Annotated in this window: 19 protein-coding genes; 6 read left to right on the top strand and 13 right to left on the bottom strand. The window is 75.7% G+C overall.

Annotated elements, in window-relative coordinates; all coding sequences use genetic code 11:
* Positions 1–3: 3 nt before the first annotated feature.
* Genes FB455_RS29035 through FB455_RS29015 form a run of 5 tightly spaced genes read right to left on the bottom strand, consistent with a single transcriptional unit; the run spans position 4 to position 7,086 of the window.
* Positions 4–2,745: a helix-turn-helix transcriptional regulator gene (locus FB455_RS29035; RefSeq protein ID WP_145755410.1), complete on the bottom strand. Its 2,742-nt coding sequence runs from the start codon at positions 2,743–2,745 to the stop codon at positions 4–6.
* 48 nt (positions 2,746–2,793) lie between these two features.
* Complete coding sequence (locus tag FB455_RS29030; RefSeq protein ID WP_486481608.1) at positions 2,794–4,233, bottom strand: hypothetical protein; 1,440 nt, start codon at positions 4,231–4,233, stop codon at positions 2,794–2,796.
* Positions 4,230–4,772, bottom strand: a complete 543-nt coding sequence (locus FB455_RS29025; protein ID WP_145755409.1) for a hypothetical protein — start codon at positions 4,770–4,772, stop codon at positions 4,230–4,232. The genes FB455_RS29030 and FB455_RS29025 overlap by 4 nt, the downstream gene beginning before the upstream one ends.
* A gap of 11 nt (positions 4,773–4,783) precedes the next feature.
* Positions 4,784–5,335 (bottom strand): hypothetical protein, encoded by a 552-nt coding sequence (locus FB455_RS29020; RefSeq protein WP_145755408.1) that lies wholly within the window; start codon positions 5,333–5,335, stop codon positions 4,784–4,786.
* A gap of 47 nt (positions 5,336–5,382) precedes the next feature.
* Entirely contained in the window at positions 5,383–7,086 is a 1,704-nt protein-coding gene (locus tag FB455_RS29015) for an ABC transporter permease (RefSeq protein ID WP_145755407.1), read from the bottom strand.
* Positions 7,087–7,193: 107 nt separating this feature from the next.
* Between FB455_RS29015 and FB455_RS29010 the strand changes: the two genes are divergently transcribed.
* Positions 7,194–8,123, top strand: coding sequence for a diacylglycerol kinase family protein (locus FB455_RS29010; protein WP_145755406.1), 930 nt, complete (start codon positions 7,194–7,196; stop codon positions 8,121–8,123).
* A 3-nt stretch (positions 8,124–8,126) separates the two neighbouring features.
* Here FB455_RS29010 and FB455_RS29005 read toward each other — a convergent pair whose 3' ends face one another.
* Both FB455_RS29005 and FB455_RS29000 read right to left on the bottom strand, forming a co-directional pair.
* A complete protein-coding gene (locus tag FB455_RS29005) occupies positions 8,127–8,387 on the bottom strand; it encodes a hypothetical protein (RefSeq protein WP_071094915.1) in 261 nt (86 codons plus the stop codon).
* A gap of 10 nt (positions 8,388–8,397) precedes the next feature.
* On the bottom strand, positions 8,398–8,796 hold the full coding sequence (locus FB455_RS29000; RefSeq protein WP_013286467.1) for a DUF2267 domain-containing protein: 399 nt from the start codon (positions 8,794–8,796) through the stop codon (positions 8,398–8,400).
* 112 nt (positions 8,797–8,908) lie between these two features.
* On the opposite strand from FB455_RS29000, the gene FB455_RS28995 reads away from it, so the two are divergent.
* The 3 genes from FB455_RS28995 (at position 8,909) to FB455_RS28985 (ending at position 11,750) form a co-directional block, all read left to right on the top strand.
* On the top strand, positions 8,909–9,661 hold the full coding sequence (locus FB455_RS28995) for a dienelactone hydrolase family protein (RefSeq protein WP_145755405.1): 753 nt from the start codon (positions 8,909–8,911) through the stop codon (positions 9,659–9,661).
* A gap of 67 nt (positions 9,662–9,728) precedes the next feature.
* Entirely contained in the window at positions 9,729–11,027 is a 1,299-nt protein-coding gene (locus tag FB455_RS28990) for an FUSC family protein (protein WP_013286465.1), read from the top strand.
* 9 nt (positions 11,028–11,036) lie between these two features.
* A complete protein-coding gene (locus tag FB455_RS28985; protein WP_030273205.1) occupies positions 11,037–11,750 on the top strand; it encodes an RraA family protein in 714 nt (237 codons plus the stop codon).
* Positions 11,751–11,755: 5 nt separating this feature from the next.
* On the opposite strand, the gene FB455_RS28980 is transcribed toward FB455_RS28985, so the two are convergent.
* The 6 genes from FB455_RS28980 to FB455_RS28955 form a co-directional block, all read right to left on the bottom strand.
* Positions 11,756–12,382, bottom strand: coding sequence for a response regulator (locus tag FB455_RS28980; RefSeq protein ID WP_013286463.1), 627 nt, complete (start codon positions 12,380–12,382; stop codon positions 11,756–11,758).
* Positions 12,379–13,596, bottom strand: coding sequence for a sensor histidine kinase (locus FB455_RS28975; RefSeq protein WP_013286462.1), 1,218 nt, complete (start codon positions 13,594–13,596; stop codon positions 12,379–12,381). Before FB455_RS28975 ends, FB455_RS28980 begins: the two co-directional genes overlap by 4 nt.
* A gap of 114 nt (positions 13,597–13,710) precedes the next feature.
* Entirely contained in the window at positions 13,711–14,643 is a 933-nt protein-coding gene (locus FB455_RS28970) for a hypothetical protein (RefSeq protein ID WP_091327578.1), read from the bottom strand.
* Between the two features lie 105 nt (positions 14,644–14,748).
* Positions 14,749–15,936: a DNA polymerase IV gene (gene dinB / locus FB455_RS28965; RefSeq protein WP_145755404.1), complete on the bottom strand. Its 1,188-nt coding sequence runs from the start codon at positions 15,934–15,936 to the stop codon at positions 14,749–14,751.
* 96 nt (positions 15,937–16,032) lie between these two features.
* Positions 16,033–19,218 carry a penicillin acylase family protein gene (locus FB455_RS28960; RefSeq protein ID WP_145755403.1) on the bottom strand — a complete coding sequence of 1,062 codons (3,186 nt, stop codon included), beginning with the start codon at positions 19,216–19,218 and terminating at the stop codon, positions 16,033–16,035.
* Positions 19,219–19,477: 259 nt separating this feature from the next.
* Entirely contained in the window at positions 19,478–20,611 is a 1,134-nt protein-coding gene (locus tag FB455_RS28955; RefSeq protein ID WP_114920462.1) for a peptidoglycan recognition protein family protein, read from the bottom strand.
* Positions 20,612–20,834: 223 nt separating this feature from the next.
* On the opposite strand from FB455_RS28955, the gene FB455_RS28950 reads away from it, so the two are divergent.
* Together FB455_RS28950 and FB455_RS28945 are read left to right on the top strand one after the other, a co-directional pair.
* Positions 20,835–21,281, top strand: coding sequence for a TlpA family protein disulfide reductase (locus FB455_RS28950; RefSeq protein ID WP_486481607.1), 447 nt, complete (start codon positions 20,835–20,837; stop codon positions 21,279–21,281).
* Between the two features lie 115 nt (positions 21,282–21,396).
* Complete coding sequence (locus tag FB455_RS28945) at positions 21,397–21,837, top strand: DUF4395 domain-containing protein (protein ID WP_013286456.1); 441 nt, start codon at positions 21,397–21,399, stop codon at positions 21,835–21,837.
* The last annotated feature ends 9 nt before the right edge of the window (positions 21,838–21,846 follow it).

Raw genomic sequence — 21,846 nt, 5'->3', positions numbered from 1 at the left:
CGGTCAGTCGCCCGGCGGACGTCCCATCGCCGCGCCCAGCTCGGCGCGGCTGGCGATGCCCAGCTTGCGGTAGACCCGGGCCAGGTTGGCCTCCACAGTCTTCGGGCTGATGTAGAGCGCGTCGGCGATGAGCCGGTTGGTCTGGCCTCGGGCGGCGAGCCGGGCGACCCGCTCCTCGGTCGCGGTGAGCGTCGTCGGGGCCGGGGTGCGGGCGCCGATGCGGCCCAGCTCCGCCCGCGCCCGGTCGGCGAACCCGGACGCGCCGAGCGCGTCGAACTCGGCCACCGCCGCGTCGAGCGCCGCCCGCGCCTCCCGCCGCCGCCGCACCCGCCGGTACGTGCGGCCGGCGGCGAGCAGGCAGCGGGCCCGGTCCAGCGGCAGCACCGCCTCCGGCACTGCCGCCCTGGCCTGCGTCAGCGCGTCCAGCGCCGCGCCCGGATCCGCCCCGGTCGCCCCGGCCAGCAGCACCCGGCTGCGGGCCAGCCCGAGCGTCGTCCACGGGCGCGGCAGCCGGCTGTGGCGCCGCGCCAGCCGGTCCAGCGCGGCGTGCGCGGTGTCCAGGTCACCGGCGCCCACGCACGCCTCGATCCAGTCCGGCTCGAAGCGCTGACCCAGCGGTTCGGCGATGCCCGACCCGTCCAGGTCGGCGGCGAGCGCGCCGTACGCCGTCGCCGCGGTGGCCCACTCCCCGGAGGCCAGCGCCACCAGCCCGGTGAGCTGGTGGTGCAGCCGCCGGCTCCAGGCGTCGCCGAGGTCGTCGTCGCGGCGCAGCCCGGCGGCGGCGGTGCCCGCCTGCGCCAGCCGTCCCCGGTGCGCGTCGAGCACACCGGCCAGCCAGCTCTCGCCCACCAGCCCGGTGCCCAGCTGCTCACCCAGGTCGCGGGCGGCGGCGATGTGCGTACCGGCCTCGGCGAAGCGCCCCGCCAGCAGTTCCGTCTCGCCGAGGTGGGTCAGCACCTCGTGCCGCAGCGGGTCGTCGCCGCGTGCCACCGCCAGGTCCAGCATCACGTGCAGCCGGGCCCGCGCCCGGTCGTGGTCGTCGACCGACTTCCACCAGATCGCCGGCACCGAACCGGCCAGGAAGGACGGCTCACCGCCCTCCAGCGACAGTGCCCGGTCCAGCAGCTCGGTGGGCGCCGGGCCGCCGGCGCGTACCTCGTGGAAGAACAGCAGCAGCAGCGCGGCGGTGAGCAGCGGGCGGTGCTCGTCGCGGTCGGACAGCCGGGCGATCGCGGCCCGCGCATGCCGGCGGGCCGGCTCCGGCTGGTCGTGGAACATGGTCAGGTGGGTGTGGATCCGCCCGGCCAGGTCGCCGTCCGGCCCGGCGGCGGCGAGCGCCTGCTCGGCGACCCGGACGGCGGTGACCAGGTCGTCGGCGCACCACGCGACGAGCGCGCGCAACAGCAGCGCCTCGCCCCGCTCGGCGCCGGTCAGCTCGCCGGCCGCCGCCTCGGCGGCCCGCCCGGCCGCCGCGTAGTCGCCGCTGTCGATGCGGCACTGCACCGCGTCGAGGCGACGCCGGTTCCGGTCGGCGGTCGCGGACGGCGGGGTCAGCTCGGCCGCCCGGGCGTACCAGTCGGCGGCGAGCGCTGACGCGCCGCGCATCCGCTGCCGGGCCGCCGCGGCGGCCAGGTCGGCGGCGACGGCGGCGTCCGGCGCCACAGTGCAGCGGGACAGGTGCCGGGCCCGCTCGTCCGGGTCGGCGACAGCGGCGGCGAGCAGCGCGTGCAGCCGCCGCCGGGCGCCCGGCGGGATGCTCTCGCGCACCGCCGCCGCGTACCGGGGGTGCGCGAAGTCGATCCGGCTCGCCGTGGCCACGACCAGCCCGGCGTCCTCGGCCGCGTCCAGCGCCCCGGCCGGCACTCCCGCCGCCGCCAGGTCCCGCAGCGTCGGCACGGTCAGCAGCGCGGCCAGCCGCACCGCGTCGCGGCTCGGGCCGGGCAGCGCCCGCAGCGTCTCGGCGAGCAGCAGGCGCAGCGACGACGGTACGGGTAGATCCTCGTCGTGCGCGGGCGGGCGGGGCAGCCGCAGCACCGCCCGCGCGAGTTCGATCGCGAGCAACGGGTTGCCGTCGGCGTCGCGGGCCAGCCGGTCGGTGAGCGGACGGCTGAGCGTGCCGCCGAGCCGGGCGGCGAGGACGCGGTGCAGGTCGGGCGGGGAGAGCGGGGGTACGTCGGCACGCAGCAGCGGATGCCGGCCGGTCGGGTCGTCGTCCAGCCCGAGCGGCACCGGCACCGGCGGGCTGTCCCCGGTGCGGTGGGTGGCCAGGACGGCGGGCCACCGGGTCAGCCGGCGCAGCGCGAACCGCAGCGCCCGGGCGCTCGGCGGGTCCAGCCACTGCGGATCGTCGACGGCGAGCAGCACCCGGGGCGCGTCGGTGACCGCCGCGTCGAGCAGCGTACGGGTGGCCGCGCCCACCGCCCGCTCGTCCACCGCGCCGTCGTACTCGCCGGTCAGCAGCACCATGTCGGCGGCGACCCGTTGCGGCGCGGGCAGCCCCGGCAGCGCGTCCGCGAGCGGGCGGAGCACATCGGCGAGTGCCGCGTACGGCAGCGCGGTCTCGGCCTCGGTGGGCGCGGCGGACAGCACCCGCCAGCCGGTCCGCCCGGCGTGGGCGACCACTGCCCGCCACAGCGCGGTCTTGCCGATGCCGCTCGGGCCGTCGAGCAGCACCGGCGTACCGGAGGTCAGGGCACGCCACACCCGCTCGACGACCGCGTCGCGGCCGACCAGTGCGGCGTCCATGGCGGGATGGTGGCACAGCGGCGCCCGCTAACCCAGCGTCGGCGCGGCCTAGCCCGGAAGCTGTCCGCATATCGAGACGGGCGGGATCACCTCCTGGTTGCGGTAGACGTCGGCGCTCCAGCTCGGCCCGCCCGACGCCACGATCGGCGGGATCCGGGGCGCCCGGGACGGGCTGAGCAGGCTGAGGAACTTGTTGATCACCTGGACGACGGGTTCCAGGATCCGGTAGCCGATCCCGAACCGCGCCCGCACCCCGAGCCCGACGCCCCGGCACAGCGCGTACGGCGCGCCGAGCGCGGAACCGATGGTGGCGCCGTACGAGGTGATCAGCTCGAACCAGATCCCGGCGGTGAACAGGAACGCGCTGATCCCCATGGTGAACCGCACGCCGTGCCGGACGACCAGGCCCATCACGCCGACCGGCACGCCGGTGAGCGAGTCGAGCAGGCTGGTCCGGCGCGCGAAGCCCTCGGTCACGCGCGAGCCAACCCGGCCGTCGGCGTAGCCGAACCCGAGCTTGCCGGCCAGCGCGTACTCGCCGGCGCCGCGGAACGTGCCCCGGCGCGCGCCGAACGCGGTGACCACCTCCAGCGTCTGGCTCACCGTGAACGACAGCGGCAGGCCGGCGACCAGCCCGATCGGGAACGCGATGTCGACCGGGACCGGGAACGTGCGGCGGTGGTTCTGGCCGCCGTCGATGCCGGCGGTGAAGTCCACCTTGATGCCGAAGCCGCCGCCGATCTCCAGCTCGGCCCGGTTCACCCGGCCGGCGCCGACGGCCAGGTGGAACGACGCGGCCGGGCGGCCGACGGTGAGCGTCACGGTGCCGGCCAGCCGGAGCCCGCCGTCGTCGTACGTGAAGTGCGTGCCGACGCCACCGGCGCAGCAGAACGTCTGCACCCGGTAGCCGTGGGCGGTGGCGCCCGCCTGCCCGCCCGGCGCGGGTGGCGGCTGCGCGGGCGCGACGGCGAGCGGACGCGACCGGCCCAGCGTGCCGCCGGCCGCCGCGGTCTCCCGGGTCCACGACGGTTCACCCGCCACGTAGACGGTAGGGCGGTCGAGGATGACGTCGTCCCCGCCGAACGTGCCGTCCCGGATCACCTCGGTGAGCGTGACCGGGCCGATCGTGACGACCAGGTCGCCGCCGTCCTCGGTCAGGTCGAGCACCCGACCCACGCCGCGTCCGGTGAGGAACATGACCCGGCCGGGCGCGAGCCGGTCGGCGTCGCGGGCGCGCGGGTCGAGCCGCCAGGTCAGGCCGTCCGGGCTCACCGACCGCACGGTGCGGCTGCCGCCGCCGACCAGCACCACGTCCGGTTGCAGCGTGACGTCCTTCCCCGGCGCCGGGGCCTGCCCGTACCGGGGCTGCTCGCCGTCGCCCGCGCCGGCCGGGTCCGGCTCCGGCCCGAACGCGCCGCAGCCGGTCAGCGCGAGCAGCACCACCAGGCCGGCCGCGAGCAGCCGCCGGCCGCGCACGGGCCGCCTCACATCCGGCCGGCGACGGTACGGGCGAGCCGTTCCAGCGGCGCCCGGTTCTCCTGCGGGTCGTTGAGCCGCACCAGCCGCACCGCGACCCACAGCTCGCCCCTGCGCAGGAAGAACGCCTCGGCGGTGAGCAGCGCCTCGTCGGCCGTCCCGGCCAGCTCACGGATCTCGTGCCCGAGCTGCCGCTCGATGTCGAGGTACTTCTTGGCGCCCTCGCCCACGAACACCTCGACCTGGGCGGTCGGCCCGCTCACCGGTCCGGTGTAGGTGCACGACTGCCCGGCCACCACCGGTTCGTCCAGTGGCGTGCCGGCGAGGCGTTCCGCGTCGGCCTTCGACACCAGCGCGCACGCCTCCGGGGCGGCGTCGTCCACCGGTTCGGCGCTCGGCTCGGCCGGCGCCTCCCCGGTCGGGTCCGCGACCGGAGCGCCCGCCCCGGGCGCGGCGCCGCCGGGGGCCGGCGGCTCGTCGCCGCCGCAGCCGGCGGACGCGGTGAGCAGGGTGGCGGCCAGCGCGAGCGCGATCAGTCGGCGGGTTAGCATGCCTGCCCCGCTCAGGCCGGGATCGCGTCGAGCGTGCGGCGGAGGATCTGTTCGTTGCCCGCGGTGCCGCCGCCGAAGCTGCTGATGGTCACCGTGTACGTGCCCTTGCCGTCGATCAGCACCGCCTCGCCGCGGACGTCCTTGACCGCGAGGTAGCCCCGCTCGCCCCGGTCCAGGTCGACGACCTTCTCGTACTGCTGGCCGGCCTGGTCGTGCTGGTAGTCGTAGGTGGCCTTGCCGGCGGTGGCGGAGGCGGTGGTGACCGCCAGCTGGGCGATGCCGTCGCCGAACGAGCAGTTGCCCTCGTCGCGCAGCTTCCGGTCGACCAGCTCGGAGACCTGGGCGGCGGTGAACGGGCACGGGGGCCGGACGTCGTCGACCGCGCCCGCGTCCACGCCGCCGCCGTCCTCGCCCGCCGCCGTGTCGGCCGACCCGCCGTCGACGATCCCGTCGCCGGAGTCGCACCCGGCCGGCGCGAGCAGGGCGAGCAGCAGCAGGGGCAGCGCCAGGCGGGCGCGGTGGGTACGGGCGGTCCGGGCCGGTGTGAGCGCGTCAGATGCCATGGCTCCGACGCTAGGCGCGTCGTCACCGGCCGTAATCGGGGGTTTCCCTACGCGGTGACCTTGCGGACGGACGGATCCGCCCCGGCGGGCGTCGGCTGCACGTCGGTCGGCCGCCCGACGCGGATCGCGAGCCGCTCCAGGTAGCCGACCATGAGCGCGGCGAACAGCAGCACGAACAGCACCAGCAGGGGAAGCGGCATGACCAGGCCCAGCGGAGGCCCGCCGTCGGCGCCGAAGCGGCGGTCGGCGAGCATCTGCACCAGCACCGGCGCGGTCATGCTGTCCGGACCCCGGCTCACGAGCATCGCCCACAGTGGCGCCTGGGCGTGCGCCAGCCAGGTCGGCAGCGCGGTCACGGCCAGCATCGGCAGCGCCGGCAGGAGCAGCGTACGGCCGACGCCGCCGCCGGAGCGCCACCGGGCGTGCTGGCCCCGGAAGAGCAGCGTGAACGCGAACAGCGCGGGCACCGACAGCCAGACCGGCGGGACCAGGCCGAGGAACGAGCCCAGCTGCCCGGACTCCTGGGTGCGCTCGTAGCCGGCGATCGCCAGCGGGCCGACGCCGACGAACAGCCACGGCGCGAACGGCACCAGCAGCAGCTCGCTGAAGCGCCCCAGCGGGCGCAGCGCGCCGATGCCGAACCCGGCGAGCGCCGCGACGCCCACCGCGACGAGCGTGGACAGCAGCGGCGGCAGCCAGGTGTTGACGAGCACCGTCGAGGTCTCGACCGCGGCCGGCAGACGCCCGGTGCCGGAGGAGGAGTTCCGCAGCCACGGCAGCGACGCCCAGACGGTCACGCCGACGACGACCAGGAGCGCGACCGCGACCAGCGCGGCGAACAGCGGCCGGCGGCCGGGGGAGGACTCCGCCGCCCCGACGGCCGGCCGGTCCCGCCAGCCGTCGAACTCGATCCGCAGCCGGGTGGCCAGGACGAGCCCTGCCGCGGCCAGCCCGAGCAGCCCGAGCAGCACCAGCAGCAGCGTCGACGTGGCGGATCCGAGACCGAAGCGCATCGTCCTGAAGGCGCCCTGCACGGTGGCGAACACCGGGGTGGCCGAGTCCCCGCGCGGCCCGCCGGCGGTCAGCAGCGCCGGGGCGGCGTACGTCTGCAGGGCGGTGGCGAGAACGCCCAGGGTGAGCAGCCCGCCGACGGCGAGCACGGCGGACGCGGGCCGGTCGCCGGGCTCGCGGCGGCGCAGCGCGCTCAGGTACAGCGTCGCGGCCACCGCGACGACCAGCCCGAACGTCACCTGCGCCAGCGCCGAGGTGAGGAACAGCCGGGGGGACTGCAGGTCCCGGGCGAGGGTGCCGTCCTCGATGCCCTCGGCGCGCAGGCCGAGGAGCACGGCGACCGGCGCGTACGCGGCGAGCGGCAGCGCGAGCACGCCCCGTGTCACCAGGCGGGCGGCCCGGCCGGCCCGGTCGGCGAGGACCGCGAGCAGCGGCGCCGCGACTAGCGCCACCGCAAGCGGGACCAGGCCGAGCAGCACCGCGAACCCGATCTGCCCGACCACCCCGTCGGTGAAGGCGGCCTCGTAGTTCGCCGTGCCGACCGACTCGCCCGAGCGGCGCGGCCCGTCCGCCTGGAAGCTGCGGGCCGCAGTGGACAGCGTGGGCAGGACGTACGACCAGACCCAGGCGATCACCGCCGGAACGGTCAGCGCCAGCCCGATCAGGACTCGCGACGGCCGGTACGGCGGCGTGGGCGGGGGCACTGGTGCTGTCGCCTGCGGCGCGGCCGGCTGACTCATCTGGACATCCACCCTCGAAGATCGACGATCATGGCCGTCGCGACGATAACCGATGTCGTCCACCCGTGCGCCGATCCGTCGCCGCCGCGGCGGATAGGGTCGCAACCGTGCGGACCAAGCAGGAGCTGTCGACGGCGATCCGGGAACGACGGCGGGCGGCGCTCGTGGTCAACGCCCACTCCCGCCGCGGCCGCCGGCTGTACGACACCGTCCACGCACGCCTGCGGGCGGCCGGTTTCACGCTGCTCGGCGCGTACCCGGTGGACCGGCCCGGCGAGCTGGACCGGGTACTCGCCGAGGCCGCCGACCTCGGGCCGGACCTGCTGGTCATCGGCGGCGGCGACGGCACCGTCGGCGCGGCGGCCCGGCTGCTCGCCCACCGGGACGTCGCGATGGGCCTGCTGCCGCTGGGCACCACTAACAACTTCGCCCGCACCGTCGGCGTCCCGCTCGACCTGGACGCGGCGATCGCGGTGCTCACCGACGGCAAGGTGATCGACGTCGACCTGGGCCTGATCGGTGACACCCGGTTCACCAACCACGTCGGGATCGGGCTGTCCGCCGACATCATGCAGGCCGCGCCGCCGGGGCTGAAGCGGGTCGTCGGGCGGCTCGCGTACCCGCTGACCGGGCTGGGGCTGCTCGCCCGGCACCGGCCGCTGGCCGTGACGGTCCGAGCCGAGGGCCGCGAGCACACGTTCACCACCCACCAGGTGTACGTGGCCAACGGCGGCTTCCACGCCGGCCGGCCGATCACCGCCGACGCCACCGCCGACGACCGGCTGCTGGTCGCGTACCCGGTGGGTGGGCCGACCCGGCGCGGGCTGCTGCGCGAGACGGCGCGCAACGCGGCGGCCGGCCACCGCCGCACCCTCGGCGACGAGCCGTTCCTGGCGGTACGCCAGCTGTGGCTGGACACCGACCGGCCGGCCCGCATCGAGGTCGACGGCGAGCCGTACGGGCAGACGCCGGTCCGCATCGGCCTGGACCCGAACGCGTTGCGGCTGATGGCCCGGGCGGACAGCCCGGATCACTGACCGTCAGGCCCAGTGCTCCTCGTCGGGCAGCGGGATCTCCGTGTTCTGCTCCACCGCGTCGGCGGCGGTGAGGTCGTCGCGCACCGACTCGCCCAGGCCGGCCCGGTCGCTCGGCGGGCGCAGCACGCCCTGCTCGGCCAGGTCCGCCTCGCTCGCCTCGGGCACCGCCGCGTCGACCGTGTCGGGCGGCCCGACGAGCGTCTCGTCCTGCCGCTGCTCCTGCGCGTCGGCCGCGGGCGGGCGGCGCAGCGCGTCCTCGCTCATCGCGTGCCCGTCACGCCGAGCGCCGTACGTACGGGGCGCTCTGGTCGGCCACGTCGCCGTACTCGGCCGGGAGCTGCCCGACGACCTGGGCGTAGACGGCCGGGTCGACGGCGTCGCGCAGTACGTCGAAGACCGCCGTGACCCCGTCCCGGGCGGCGTCCACGTCCACGTCGGCGCGTCCGCTCACCCGCTCCACGAACACGTCGAGCCCGAACGGCTCGGCGTCCTCGGCCGGGCCGAACGCGTACGCCCGCAGCGCCTCCGGCAGCCGGTCGGCGAGGTCGCGGGCCTCCCCGCCGTCGATGCGCTCGGCCAGCGTGGTCAACGTCGCCCGGGTGATCGCGGTGGCCTGCTCCGCGGACGCGCCGCACCGCTGGGCCACCGCGCCGATGAACTGGTCCTGGTCCATCTCGCCGCCTTCCTCCGCCGGGATCGCCGGATTCCCACGCTGGACCTCCGCAAACGGCCGCCGGGCCGGGGGGTAGCCTGCAGCGCGGAACCCGCAGCGAGGAGGCCCGGCAGTGCAGCCGACGATCGTGGACGTGCCCACCCCCGACGGAACTGCCGACGCCTACCTGGCCACGCCGGGGACCGGCGGACCCTTTCCGGCCGTGCTGCTGTTCATGGACGCGTTCGGGCTGCGGCCCCGGGTCGCGGAGATGGCCGCCACGATCGCCGAGCGCGGGTACGTGGTGCTCGCCCCCAACCTGTTCCACCGCGCCGGGCGCGCCCCGCTGATCGACCTCGGCGCGCTCGCCGACGACAGCCGCCGGGCCGCCCTGTTCGAGAGCATCGGGCCGATGATGGCCGCGTTGACGCCGGACGCGGTGGCCCGCGACACCGCCGCCTACCTGGACTTCCTCGCCGCCCGGCCGGACGTCGCGCCGGGACCGGCGGCGATCACCGGCTACTGCATGGGCGGCACGAACGCGCTGCGTGCGATCGAGGCGCTGCCGGACCGGATCGCCGCGGTGGCCGCGTTCCACGCCGGCCGGGTGGTCACCGACGCCCCGGACAGCCCGCACCTGGCCGTCGGCGCGGTGACCGGCGAACTCTACTTCGGGCACGCCGACGCCGACCCGTCGATGACCGCCGAGCAGATCGCCACGCTGGAGAAGACGCTGGACGCGTCCGGGGTGACCTACCGCTCCGAGGTGTACGCCGGCGCCCGCCACGGCTACACCCAGTCGGACACCCCGATGTACGACGAGCAGGCCACGCAGCGGCACTGGACGGCGCTGTTCGACCTGCTCGACCGCACGTACCGCCGCTGACCCGCCCACGGCGCGCGGGGCACGGCCGGGAGACGATTCACCGGCCCGGAGCCGGGTAACCGCCGTCATGACCGACCGCCGCGCCGACACCGTCCGCTCGCCCCTGGACCGGGCGGTCGAGCGGGGCGGTCTCGCGCTCTCCCGGGCCCGCGCCCAGGGCGGCGCGGCCGGCCGGAACCGGCTGCGCCAGCTGGAGATCACCGTGGTGATCTCCGCGCAGGCCGGGCTGGCCGCGGCGCTCGCCGCGCTGCTCGCCCAGGAGCTGCTCGGCTCCGGCGCGCACGTCTTCGCTCCCGCCGCCGCGGTCGGCACCATCGCCACCGCCATCGGCCAGCGCGCCCGTCGCACGTTCGAGCTGCTCGTCGGCGTCGGCCTCGGCATCGTGGTCGGTGACCTGCTGCGCGCGCTGCTCGGCAGCGGCTCCTGGCAGACCGGCCTGGTGGTCACGCTCGCCATCGCCACCGCCCTGCTGGTGGCCGGGCGCGGCGGCGCGCTCGTCGGCCAGGCCGGCGGCACGGCGGTGCTGATCGCCACGCTCGCGCCGGTGCAGCCCGGCCTGGAGCTGCCCCGCATCTTCGACGCGCTGGTCGGCGGCCTGGTCGGTCTGTTCGTGGTGGCGCTGCTGCTGCCGGTCAACCCGATCCGCGTGCTGGACCGGGCGGTGGAACCGGTGGTCGCCCGGCTCACCGAGCAGCTCGACGCCGTCGCCCACGCGCTGACCCGGCGGGACGCCGACGCGGCCCAGCGCGCCCTGGAGGACCTGCGCGGGCTCGAACCGGACATCGGGCGGCTCAACGACGCGCTCAGCGGGGCCGAGGAGGTGGTCACCATCGCGCCGGCTCGCTGGCACCGCCGCGCCCAGTTCCACAGGTACGCCGACGCGACCCAGCACCTCGAACGGCTGCTCCTGTACGCCCGCTCGATCGCCCGCCGCTCCGCCACCGCGTTGCAGTACGACGAGCCGATCCCGCCCGCGCTGCCCGACGCGGTGGCCCGCCTCGGCGAGGCGGTGCGGGAGCTGAAGCGGGCCTGCAAGTCCGGAGAGGATCTGGAACGCACCCGGGAGCTGGTCCGGCAGGGCGCCGAGCTGGCCGGGCGCGCCTGGTCGCAGGGCGTGCGCACCTACGGCGAGGCGATGATCAGCGACCTGCGGACCGGGCAGAGCGAGCTGCTGCGGGCCACCGGCTGCCGGCCCGAGGACGCCAACGGCACAGTGCGCCGGGCCGCCGGGGCGGGGGAGGCGGAGGCGCGCCCGCCGGTCCGGGCCCGGATGAGCCGGCCGGTCCCGCGCCGGCCCGCCGGACGGCACCAGCCGAAGGCCACCGGGCGTGAACTGGCACCTGCCCGAGCCGGTCCGGCTGGTTAGCGTCGGCGCATGGACATCCGTCAGGACGCACCGGCCGCCCGCTTCGCCGCGCTCACCACCGCGCACGTCGCCGACGCCTGCCTGCGCGCCGGTGTCCCCGTCCGCTGCGCCCCGGCCGCCGTCGTCCCGGTGCTGCCCGGGCGGCGCCTGGCCGGCCGGGTCCGCCCGGCCCGGCACGCCGGCAGCGTGGACGTCTTCCTGGAGGCGATCGAGCAGGCCGCCGAGGGGGACGTGCTCGTCGTCGACGACGGCGGGCGCACCGACCGGGCCTGCGTCGGCGACCTGGTGGTGCTGGAGGCGCGGGCGGCCGGCCTGGCCGGGCTGGTGGTGTGGGGCGCGCACCGGGACACCGCGGACCTGGTCGCGGTCGGGCTGCCGGTGTTCAGCCTCGGCGCCACCCCGAGCGGGCCCCTGGAGCTGGACCCGCGTCCGGACGGGGCGCTGGCGCACGCCATGGTCGGGCCGTTCACCGTCGGCCCGCAGGATCTGGCGCTGGCCGACGACGACGGTGTGCTGTTCGTACCCGCCGATCGGGCCGGGGAACTGTTCGACCTGGCCGAGTCCATCCGGGACACCGAGCGGCGGCAGGCCGACCGGATCCGGGCCGGGGAGTCGCTGCGCGCGCAGGTCGGGTTCGGCGCGTACCTGGCGGCCCGGGAGGCGGACCCGGCGCTGACGTTCCGGGCGCACCTGCGGGCGGTGGGCGGCGCGATCGAGGAGTGACCGGGTCAGCCGCCGCGCGCCCACAGTGCCAGGCGTACCCGGTTGGCGCTGCCGGTCTTGGTCATCAGGCTGGTGATGTGCGTCTTCACCGTGGTCACCCCGATGTGCAGCCGGTCGGCGATCTCGGTGTTCGACAGCCCGTCGGCGACCAGGTCCAGCACGTCCTGCTCGCGCGCGGTCAGGTCGGCCGTCCGCCGGGGCGCGCCGGCGCGGGCGTGCACCGCGCGTTCGACCAGCCGGCGCAGGACGTCCGGGCTGAACGGGCTGTCCCCGGCGGCGGCGCGGCGGACGCCGTCGAGCAGGTCGGCCGGGGGCGCGTCCTTGAGCAGGAACCCGCAGGCACCGGCGGTGAGCGCGGGGTAGAGGTGGTCGTCGTCGCCGAACGTGGTGAGCACCATGATCCGGGTGGCGGGCCGGTCGGCGAGGATCCGGCTGGTCGCGGTGATCCCGTCGACGCCGGGCATCCGCAGGTCCATCACCACCACGTCGGGTCGCAGCCGCGCGGCGAGGGCGACCGCGTCCCGGCCGTTGTCGGCCTCGCCGACGACCTCGAGGTCGGGCTGAGCGTCGCAGAGCATCCGCAGGCCGGCCCGGATGAGGTGCTGGTCGTCGACCAGCAGCACCCGGATCACGCCGGCTCCGGCGTGCCCGCCCGGGGCCGGGGCGCCCGGTGGGCGGACTCGGCCGGGGGCAGCACGGTCCGGACCCGCCAGCCGGACCCGGTGGGCCCGGCCTCCAGCCGCCCGCCGAGCACCTCGACCCGCTCCCGCATCCCGACGATGCCGTGGCCGCCGCCGGTGGGCACCCCGGCCGGCGCGGCGCCCCGCCCGTCGTCGGTCACCGTCCAGTGCACCGCGCCGTCCTCGACCGACACGGTCAGGTGTGCGCGGGCCGCCGCGCCGGCGTGTTTCGCCACGTTCGTCAACGCCTCCTGGGTCAGTCGCAGCACCGCCTGGCCGCGTACCGCGTCGAGCGTGCCGACCGCGGGGTCGATGTCGGCCTCCACCACGACGCCTGCCTGCCGGGCCCGGTCGACCGCCGCGCCGAGCGCGGCCGGCAGCGCCGTCGGCTCGATCGCGGTCAGGGCGGCGTCGCCGCGGAGGCCGTCCGGGTCGCGCAGCACCGCCACCAGCCGCCGCAGGTCGGTCAGGGCGGCCGTGCCGGTGGCGTGCACGTCGTCGAACACCTCGCCGACCCGGGGGTCCAGGTCCGGCAGCACGTGCCGGGCCACGCCGACCCGTAGCACCATCGACGCGACGTGGTGCGCGAGCACGTCGTGCAGTTCCCGGGCGATGGCGCCGCGCTCGTCGGCACGGGCCGCCCGGCTCTCCGACTCGCGCCGTCGCCGTTCCGCCTCGGCCCGCTCCTCGGCCTGCCGCCCGAGTTCCCGGGTGGTCCGCACGACCAGCCCGAGCAGCAGCGGCAGGCCGACGGTGACGGCCAGCCCGAACAGGCCGGTGAGCGCCGCGCGGACCGGTTCGCCGATCAGGCTGGTCAGGTCGACGACGGCGAGCAGCCCGGCGCCCAGCCAGACGGTGCGGGGCCGGGTGGCCCGCATCGTCAGCTCCAGCAGCGCCCAGCTCGCACCGACCTGGTTGATCATCACGTCGTCGACCAGGACGAGCGCGGCGACCAGCAGGACCGCCTGGATCAGCAGGTTCAGCAGCGGACGGCGGTGGCACAGCAGCGCCAGCACGAACGCCGGGACCGCCAGCGCCCACTGCGTACCGGTGGCGGCCGGGCCGCCGTGCGCGCCGAAGACCAGGTAGCCGATGCCGCTGAGGTCCAGCAGCAGAATCCGCGCGAGCGTGTCGCGCGCGTCGAACAGCCGACCGACCCAGGCCACGGCGTCAGCCTAGGCAACCGGTGCGGCCGGAGGCCACCGCGTTCACCGGCCGCCGCCACCCGCCCGGCGGTCCGAGGTGGACCGCCGGGCCGAGCGGGCCGGAGACCGTGGTGCTCATCCGACCAGCACCACACCGGTACGCGGGCTGCGGCGGGCCAGCACCAGCGTGGTGGCCGTCGCCGTGGCCGCCACCAGCACCCCCGCCGCGGCGAGCGTGAGCGCGTCCGGGGCCACCAGCGGCTGCCCGCGCAACGCCTGCCCGGTCACCAGCAGGGTGAGCCCGGCGTACGCGGCGCCGCCGACGAGCACCAGCCGGGCCCGGGTCAGCTCGTCCAGCCGCGCGCCGAGGAACCGGTCGAGCAGGATCGCCAGCAGCGGCAGCGCCTGCAACGCGTGCATCCCGACGAAGTGCCCGACGCGCAGGTCACCGCCGGTGGTGCTCCATCCGAGCAGCGGCAGCCCCGGGCCGCCGTCGGGCACACCGACGCTGTGCGCGCCGCTGATCCCGGCGGCCGCGCCGGCCGGGCGCTGCACCACCATCGGGAACGCGACGAGCATGCCGAGCAGGGACACGGCGAGACCGAGCCGGACCGCGTACCCACCGGCCCGGTCCGGAAGGGACCGGCGGGCCAGCACGACCGCCAGCACGAACTGGGCCGCGAACAACACGGTGATCGCCACGCCCATGACGTCGAACAGCACCGCGTTCAGCGTCGTGGTCCCGTTGAAGTGACTGGTGGTGCCCCGGAGCACCTGACCCACGATGACGACCATCTCCAGCACGGACATGGCCACGATCACGGTGGCGGCCCGCTCGGCCGCCCGGCTGCGGCGGGGCAGCAGGGACAGCATCCAGGCGAGCGTGACGCCGTAGAGCACGAACGAGATCGCGAACTTCAGCGGCTTGAGCCAGATGGGCGCGCCGGTGAGCACGCGCGGGTCGGCCACGACGCCGACCGCGGCGACGACGGTGAGCACCGCCATCGCGGACACGAGGAGCATCAGGGGGCGGTGCCATCCGGCCGCCCGGTTCCGCAGGGTAGTCATGCCTGGAGATGCTCGTGACGGGCCGGGCCGGTCGCGCCCGCCCGGAGGCCGCACCCGCGGCCACGGGTCGGAGCCCGTCTCCTACTCCGGGAGGAGGCCGGGCGGTCAGTCCGGCAGCCGGGGCATCTCGACGCCCGGGTCGCGGCCGAGCAGCACGCCGCGGGTCAGCGCCCGCGAGCCGAAGCGGTCCCGCACCGCGTCGACGGCGGCGTCCAGCGCCGGACCGGGTTCGGCGGTGAACGGCAGGGTGAGCTGGGTGTGCCCGCTGCCCAGGTTGCCCACCGACACGCCGAGAAGCGTGACGCCCCGTTCCGCGATCTGCGGCAGCGCGGCGCGCAGCAGGTCACGGGCGGCGGCCCGCAGCGGCCCGGTCTGCGCGGTCGGCTCGTCGATGGTGTGCGACCGGGTGGCCCGTGTGTAGTCGGCGAAGCGCAGCCGCAGCGTCACCGTGCGGCCGGTGCGCCGGGCCGCGCGCATCCGGCCGGTGACCCGGTCGACCAGCCCGGCCAGCACCGCGTCCAGGTCGGCGGGGGAGTGCGGGCCGCGTCCCAGCGCGTGCTGCGCGCCCATCGAGGAGCGGCGGCGGCCCACCTGCACCGCCCGGGGGTCGCGGTTGTGCGCCAGGGCGTGCAGGTGCCGCCCGGCGCCCGCGCCGAGCAGCGACACCAGCGCCGGCTCGTCCAGCCGGGCCACCTGCCCGACGGTACGGATGCCGCGGTCGCGCAGCCGCGCGGCGGTGACCGGGCCGACGCCCCACAGCCGTTCGACAGGCAGCGGGTGCAGGAACGCCAGTTCCCGGTCCGGCTCGATCACCAGCAGCCCGTCCGGCTTCGCCACGCCGCTGGCCACCTTCGCCAGGAACTTCGTCCGGGCCACGCCGACGGTGATCGGCAGGCCGACCTCGCGGCGTACCCGTTCCCGCAGCGTGGCCGCGACGGCGGCCGGCGCTCCGGCAAGCCGCCGCAGCCCACCCACGTCGAGGAACGCCTCGTCGATGCTGAGCCCTTCGACGAGCGGGGTGGTGTGCCGGAAGATCTCGAATACCGCCCGGCTGGCGGCCGTGTACGCGGCCATCCGGGGCGGCACCACGATCGCGTCCGGGCAGAGCCGCCGCGCCTGCCGGCCGCCCATCGCGCTGCGCACGCCCCGGGCCTTGGCCTCGTAGCTGCACGCGAGCACCACGCCGCCGCCGACGATCACCGGCCGGCCGCGCAGCCGGGGGTCGTCGCGCTGCTCGACCGAGGCGTAGAACGCGTCCAGGTCGGCGTGCAGGATGGTGGCCTCGCTCGACACCCCGCCATCTTCGCACACATGTTCGAATCGACGGCGTTGACCTGCCTGGACACGACGACCGGCCGGCGGGAGTCCCCGCCGGCCGGTCGCGTGCGGTCACCGTCCGTAGACCTCGAACTCGTAGAGCGAGAAGCCGTACGAGGTGGCCCGCGTGACGCCGTACATCCGCACGTAGCGTGCGCTGACCGGGGCGAACGTCACGTTGTCGACGCCGCCGTTGCCGGCGGTGGTGCTGAACACCGGCTGCCAGGAGTTGCCGTCACCGGAGACCTCGATCCGGTAGCCGGTGGCGTACGCGGCCTCCCACCGCAGCACCGCCCGGCTGATCGTCCGGGCCGATCCGAGATCCACCCGCAGCCACTGGTTGTCGTTGTAGCTGCTGGCCCACCGGGTGCCGAGACTGCCGTCCACCGCCTTCGCCGGGGTGTTGCTGGTCAGGAACTGCGTGCTGGACGCGGTGGCGGTACGGCCCTGCGCCAGGTTGGTCACCGCGTCGCCCCGGCGCGCCGGGAACGAGACGACCTGCTGGTACGTGGGCCGGTTCTGCCAGGCGATCAGCGGGTGGGTGATGCCGCCGAGCCCGGACTGGGCGATCGAGTCCGCGCACCACTGGTCGCCCGCCCCGCAGGACGAGTCGCCCGGGTAGACGGTGGTCGCCGGCGCCGCCGCGGCCTGACCGAGCGTGTCGAGCAGCGACTGCCGGCACGCGCCCAGGTTGCCGTTGCCGCAGTACGTGCGCCCGAGCCCGCCGGCCACCGGGTCGCCGAGCACGGCCCGCAGGTCCTTGTCGACGTAACCCCACCAGCCGTACTGGAACGCCGAGCCCTTGTGGGCCTGGCCCTGCGCCGCCCAGTGCACGGTGCCGTCGCGGGCGCCGTTCTGGCCGCCCGAGGGCGCCTCGTTGACCTGGAGGGCGCCGACGAGCGCGCCGTACAGGTCGGGGCCGAGGCCGGGACGGAACTGCGCCGAGGCGAGCAGCGGCCACCAGGCGTCGAAGATCCGGATGGCCTCGGCGTGCTGGTAGACCTTCGAGCCGGGTGACGTCTCCACCCGCCGCGAACCGGCCTGCTGCCAGGCCCGCAGCTTGGTCACCGCGGCGGCCAGCGCCGGGTCGGTAACCGGCGTGCTGTCGAGCACCCGCAGCAGTTCGCCGAGGACCTGCTGGCCGCGCAGGTCGGTCACCGCCGCCTCGGCGGTGATCCGCACGATGTCGGCGCGGCCGACCTTGCGCTGGGCGATCGCCGCGCGCACCGGACCGTCGAGCAGCTGACCCCGGTGCACCGCGCCGTAGCTGAAGTTGCCGTCGGCCGCGCCGAAGTCACGCGCCTGCTTGTTGTTCCAGCTGACGTAGTAGTCCTGGTTGACCGACTGCGGGTGGGCCGACGCCGGGGCGTACGTGGCGTCGTTGGTGTCCGGGTTCCAGCCGGCCCACTCGTACGCCGGCTCCGCCTTCGCGGGCAGGTTCGGGTCGAGCCCGGACGGGCGGACCGGGTTGGAGCCGGAGTTGTAGTACGCCGCCTCGGTCGAGTTGACGTAGAACCAGTTGAACGCGTACCCGACGCTGGCCGCGGACGCCTGGAACGCCGCCGCGCTGCCCATCGCCGCCGGGTCGTTGTACGCCTGGAAGCCGATCGCCGAGTCGGCCTCGTGCCGGTAGGTGGAGCGCAGCTTGGTGAACGCGGTGGGCTGCCCGTTCACCAGCCCCCGGTAGGCCACCAGCCCGTACTTGGTGCGCAGCGAGCGCAGCGTGTACGCGCCGGCCGGGGTGGAGTCGGCGAGCGTCGGCGACCAGGAGTTGCGCTTCTCCAGCACCTCCATGGCGAGGCACTGGCCGCGGTAGAGGTAGCGGTTGGAGCGCAGTGTCGGCGCGCTGCCGTCGGTGGTGCACAGCGGCACGGCGTACGTGTCGGTCAGGTCCTGGGAGGCGGAGGTGGCGCTCCACGCGTAGTCCTGGCCGCGGCCGAGCAGCACGTAGAGGTTCAGCCCGGCGAACGCCGCGCCACGTGCGCTGATGCCCGGCCCCTGGAGTTCCTGGAGCATGAGCAGTTGCGGCGCGAAGTAGCCGGTCTGCGGGCCGAACACGGCCACCGGGTTGCCGGTGGTGGTGTGCCGGCCGGAGACCACTACCGCGTTGGACATGCCGTGCGCCCGCAGGTTGGACAGGCCACCGACCAGGTCCTTGGTGGCGGCGCTGCTGCCGGTGCGGGCGGCGGCTCCGCCGGTGGCGTCGTACGCGAGCGGCTCGGCGACCACCGTCCCGGCGTCCGGCAGCACCGCGCTGGTGGCGCCGGGCGGCGTCGCGCCGTACGGGAAGCTCTGCCCGTCGTGTAGCGTCAGCACGGTCTCCGGGTCGTTCTGCGAGCGGAACGCCGTCCAGACCCGGTCGCCCTCGGTCGGGCCGTACTTGGCCCGGGCGGCCACCCGGACCAGCGCGGACTGCATCTCGCTGCCGCCGCCCCCGCCGAACAGCCCGCCGATGACACCGGCGGTGGCGATCAGGTCGGTCATGGTGAAGTGCTTCGGCTTCCCGGCGCCGGTGAGCACGTACTCGCCGGGGTAGTTGTCGTCGGCGATCGACTTGTCGATGTAGGCGTTGATGCCGGCGATGTAGTCGACGACGTCGGTGTAGAGCTGCTGGCCCCGGGTGCCCTTGAGGCGCAGCGCGTCGACCTGGGCCTGGAGGTCCGCCTCGGTGTAGGGCGAGTTGGCCCAGACGCTCTGCTCCAGCTCCCGGTTGCCGGGGGCGCCGCCGGCGAACGAGCTGACGTTGCCGCGGCCGACGTGCCGCAGCAGGTCCATCACCCAGAGCCGGTCCTGGGCGCCGGCGTACCCGGCGCCGAACATGGTGCCGGCGCGGGTGGTGCCGGTGACGTGCGGGACGCCGGTGGCCTTGTCCCGCACGATGGTGACGTCCGAGCGTGGCGAGATCCTGCTCTCGACCTGGGCGTCGGGGACGCCGAACGAGGCGTCGTTGTAGAAGTGGGCGATCTGCTCGTCGGTCAGCCCGGCGTAGTTGTAGACCAGGTTGGCGTACTCGTCGAGCTGGTCGCTGGAGTGCGCGGGACGGGTGCCGAGCGCCTGGTGAGCCAGGATGCCGGCGAGTGTGGCGTTGCCGTTCTGCCCGGGGGGCAGGATGTCGGCGCACTGGCCGAGGCAGTAGTCGTCGGGGGTGAACGTGGTGGCGGCGAGCGCCGGTGCCGGCGCGATGACCGTCAGGACGCTCGCGGTGAGGGCGGCGGCGGTGAGCGCCGCGAGGCGGGCACGGATGGCGGGTAATGGCATGGCGATCCTCCGGGGGACGCGGAGTAGGGCCGTTCGGTACGCCCGGCTGACGGCGTCTCGGCCTCCGCGCCCGGGCGTTCTGCCCGGAGGTGAGAATGACTCATATCTATCTGCGGGCAATGATCGGCGTACCACCGCCGTCCGGGATAGCCGTCGTTCGCCAGTCGTCAATGCCGACGTTTCGTCGCGTTCCATCCCGCAACGACGCGGTGGGGGTGGCGCCGTTGCCACCCCCACCGCTCTCCCCGCCGGTGCGCCGTCAGTGCTTGCGGAACGACTGGCGCACCACACCCCCCACGAGCGCGCACCAGGTAGTGGTGCTGATCTTGCCGTTGGGCGGTAGTCCGTGCAGGCGCTGGAGGTCCTTCACCGCAGTGCGGGTGGCGTGGTCGTACTCGCCGGTCGGGGTGACCTCGGCGTAGCCCTTGGAGGCGAGCATGAACTGCGCGGCCACCACCGGGACGCCCGACGACTTCTGGTCCAGCTCCGGGGCCAGGGTCTCCCACGTCGGCGCCGTGAGCGTGGCGTCGACGTCGACCGGGATGCCGTTGCGCGCCTGCCAGTCCTGCACGGCCGCGACCGTTGCCGCGTCGAACACGCCCGTCACCGGCACGGTGTAGCCGCGGAACGTGAGCAGGTACTGCGCGACCCGGACCACCGGGCCGCCGACGAAGCGCCAGATGTCAGGCCAGCGGCGGGCCGGTACGTCGCCCAGCTTCGTGCCGAGCTTCTTGAACACCGCGCGGCGCAGCGCCGGGAACTCCCGGTAGAACATCGCGCCCGGGCAGAGCGTGGCGCGGAAGTCCCAGTGACCGAAGATGTCGTGGGCGTGCAGCCCGTACTGCCGGCAGATCGCTGTGCACAGCCGGGCGAGGGAGTCGAGCAGCTCCTCCGGCGGCGTCTCGGTGACGTAGGTGCCCTCGTTCTCGATGCCGATGGCCCGCCCGTTCTCGCCCGGGCAGTGCGCGGCGATCATCTGCCGGTCGCCGGCGCGCAGCCGGTCCAGGCTGCCGTGGCGTCCCTCCAGGACGTGACCGCCGCGGCTCACGGTGAAGTGCTGCCCGGTGTCGGACCAGCCGTTGCCGTCCATGTGCAGGTCCTGGCAGTCACGGGCGAGCTGCTTGGCGTGCTCCTCGGAGTAGTCGGTGACGTTCGGGAACGCCATGTGGTGCACGATGATCTTGTTGGTCGGGATCGCGCTCACCGACAGCGGGTCGGCCGGCGGGCGGGCGGCCCACTCGTCGCAGCTGATGATCCAGTCGAGGTCCGCGCCCGGCGCGGCCTGCGCGGTGCCCGGCAGGGCGAGCTCACTGCCGACGACCGCGACCGCGGCGGCGCCGAGGCCGGCCCGCAGCAGCGTACGGCGGTCCAGCTCGGGGTGGTCGAAGTGCATCTCGCCTCCTCGATGGCCCGGCCGGCGCCGGGCGATGTAAAGGAACTGCAACGACTGCGCGCGTGGTGGAGAATATTGCCAAGCTCGCGCGGTGCGCCAGAGGACAAAAGCGACGTTCATCGGCCGGTGAGCCGGTTGCTCCTACCACCGGAGTAGGCGATCTCACGTCCGCTGACCGGGACGGACCATGGCCTTCCGCGACCCGCCGTGGCAGCCTGGGCCCGTGCAGTCGCCCAGCCCGACCGGGATCGTCGTGCTCGTCGCGGTGCTCGCGGCCGCCACCGCGTTCGGCTGGTGGCGCCGCGGCCACGACGGGCGGCTGCGCGCCGTCCGGAAGCGCCCATCGGCCGCCGACGCGCCGCACCGGGCCACCCTCACCGCCCTCGGGGTACGCCCCGGCGAGGTCACGCTGGTGCAGTTCTCCGCCCCGGTCTGCGCGCCCTGCCGGGCCGCCCGCCGGGTGCTCGCCGACGTCGCCACCCGCCTCGACGGGATCGCGGTGCTGGAGGTGGGCGTGGACGAACACCTCGACGCGGCCCGGGAACTGGACGTGTGGCGTACCCCGACGGTGCTGGTGGTGGACGCCGTAGGCCGCGTGGTGCGCCGGGCCGCCGGCGTGCCCGACCGCGACGACCTGATCGCCGCGCTCACGGCCGGGGCGGCGCGATGACCGGCGTACGGCTGACCCGCCGCCGGGTGGTGGACCACGGCCGGCTCGCCACGAGCCTCTGTGCGGCGGCGCGTCCCGCCTGACCGACCGCCCCCCGCACGAACGGACCCACCCCATGCTGCTCGACCCCCGGGGACCGCGCTTCGCCGCCGTCCTCACCACAGTCGTCCTCGCGATCGTCCTCGTCACCGGCTCCGGGCTGCTCCTGCTCGCCCAGGCCGTCGTGTTCGCGCTCACCGCCCTGAACCCGCGCGTCGGCCCGTACGGCCTGCTGTTCCGCGCCCTGGTGGCGCCCCGCCTGGACCCGCCGGCGGAGCTGGAGCCGGTCGCGCCGGTGCGCTTCGCCCAGGTCGTCGGCCTGGTCTTCAGCGTCGTCGGCGCGGCCGGCTGGTTCGCCGGGCTGCCCGCGCTCGGCCTGGTCGCCACCGGCGCGGCGCTGGCCGCCGCCTTCCTCAACGCCGCGTTCGGGCTCTGCCTCGGCTGCGAGGCGTACCTGACGATCCGGCGGCTGGCCGGACGCCCGCTCGCCGCCCGGGTGGCGGTGCCCCCGCGCTGAGGTTCCGCC

It is taken from the genome of Micromonospora sp. CNZ296 (genome assembly GCF_007827635.1).
This window is presented reverse-complemented; position numbering and strand designations above follow the sequence as displayed.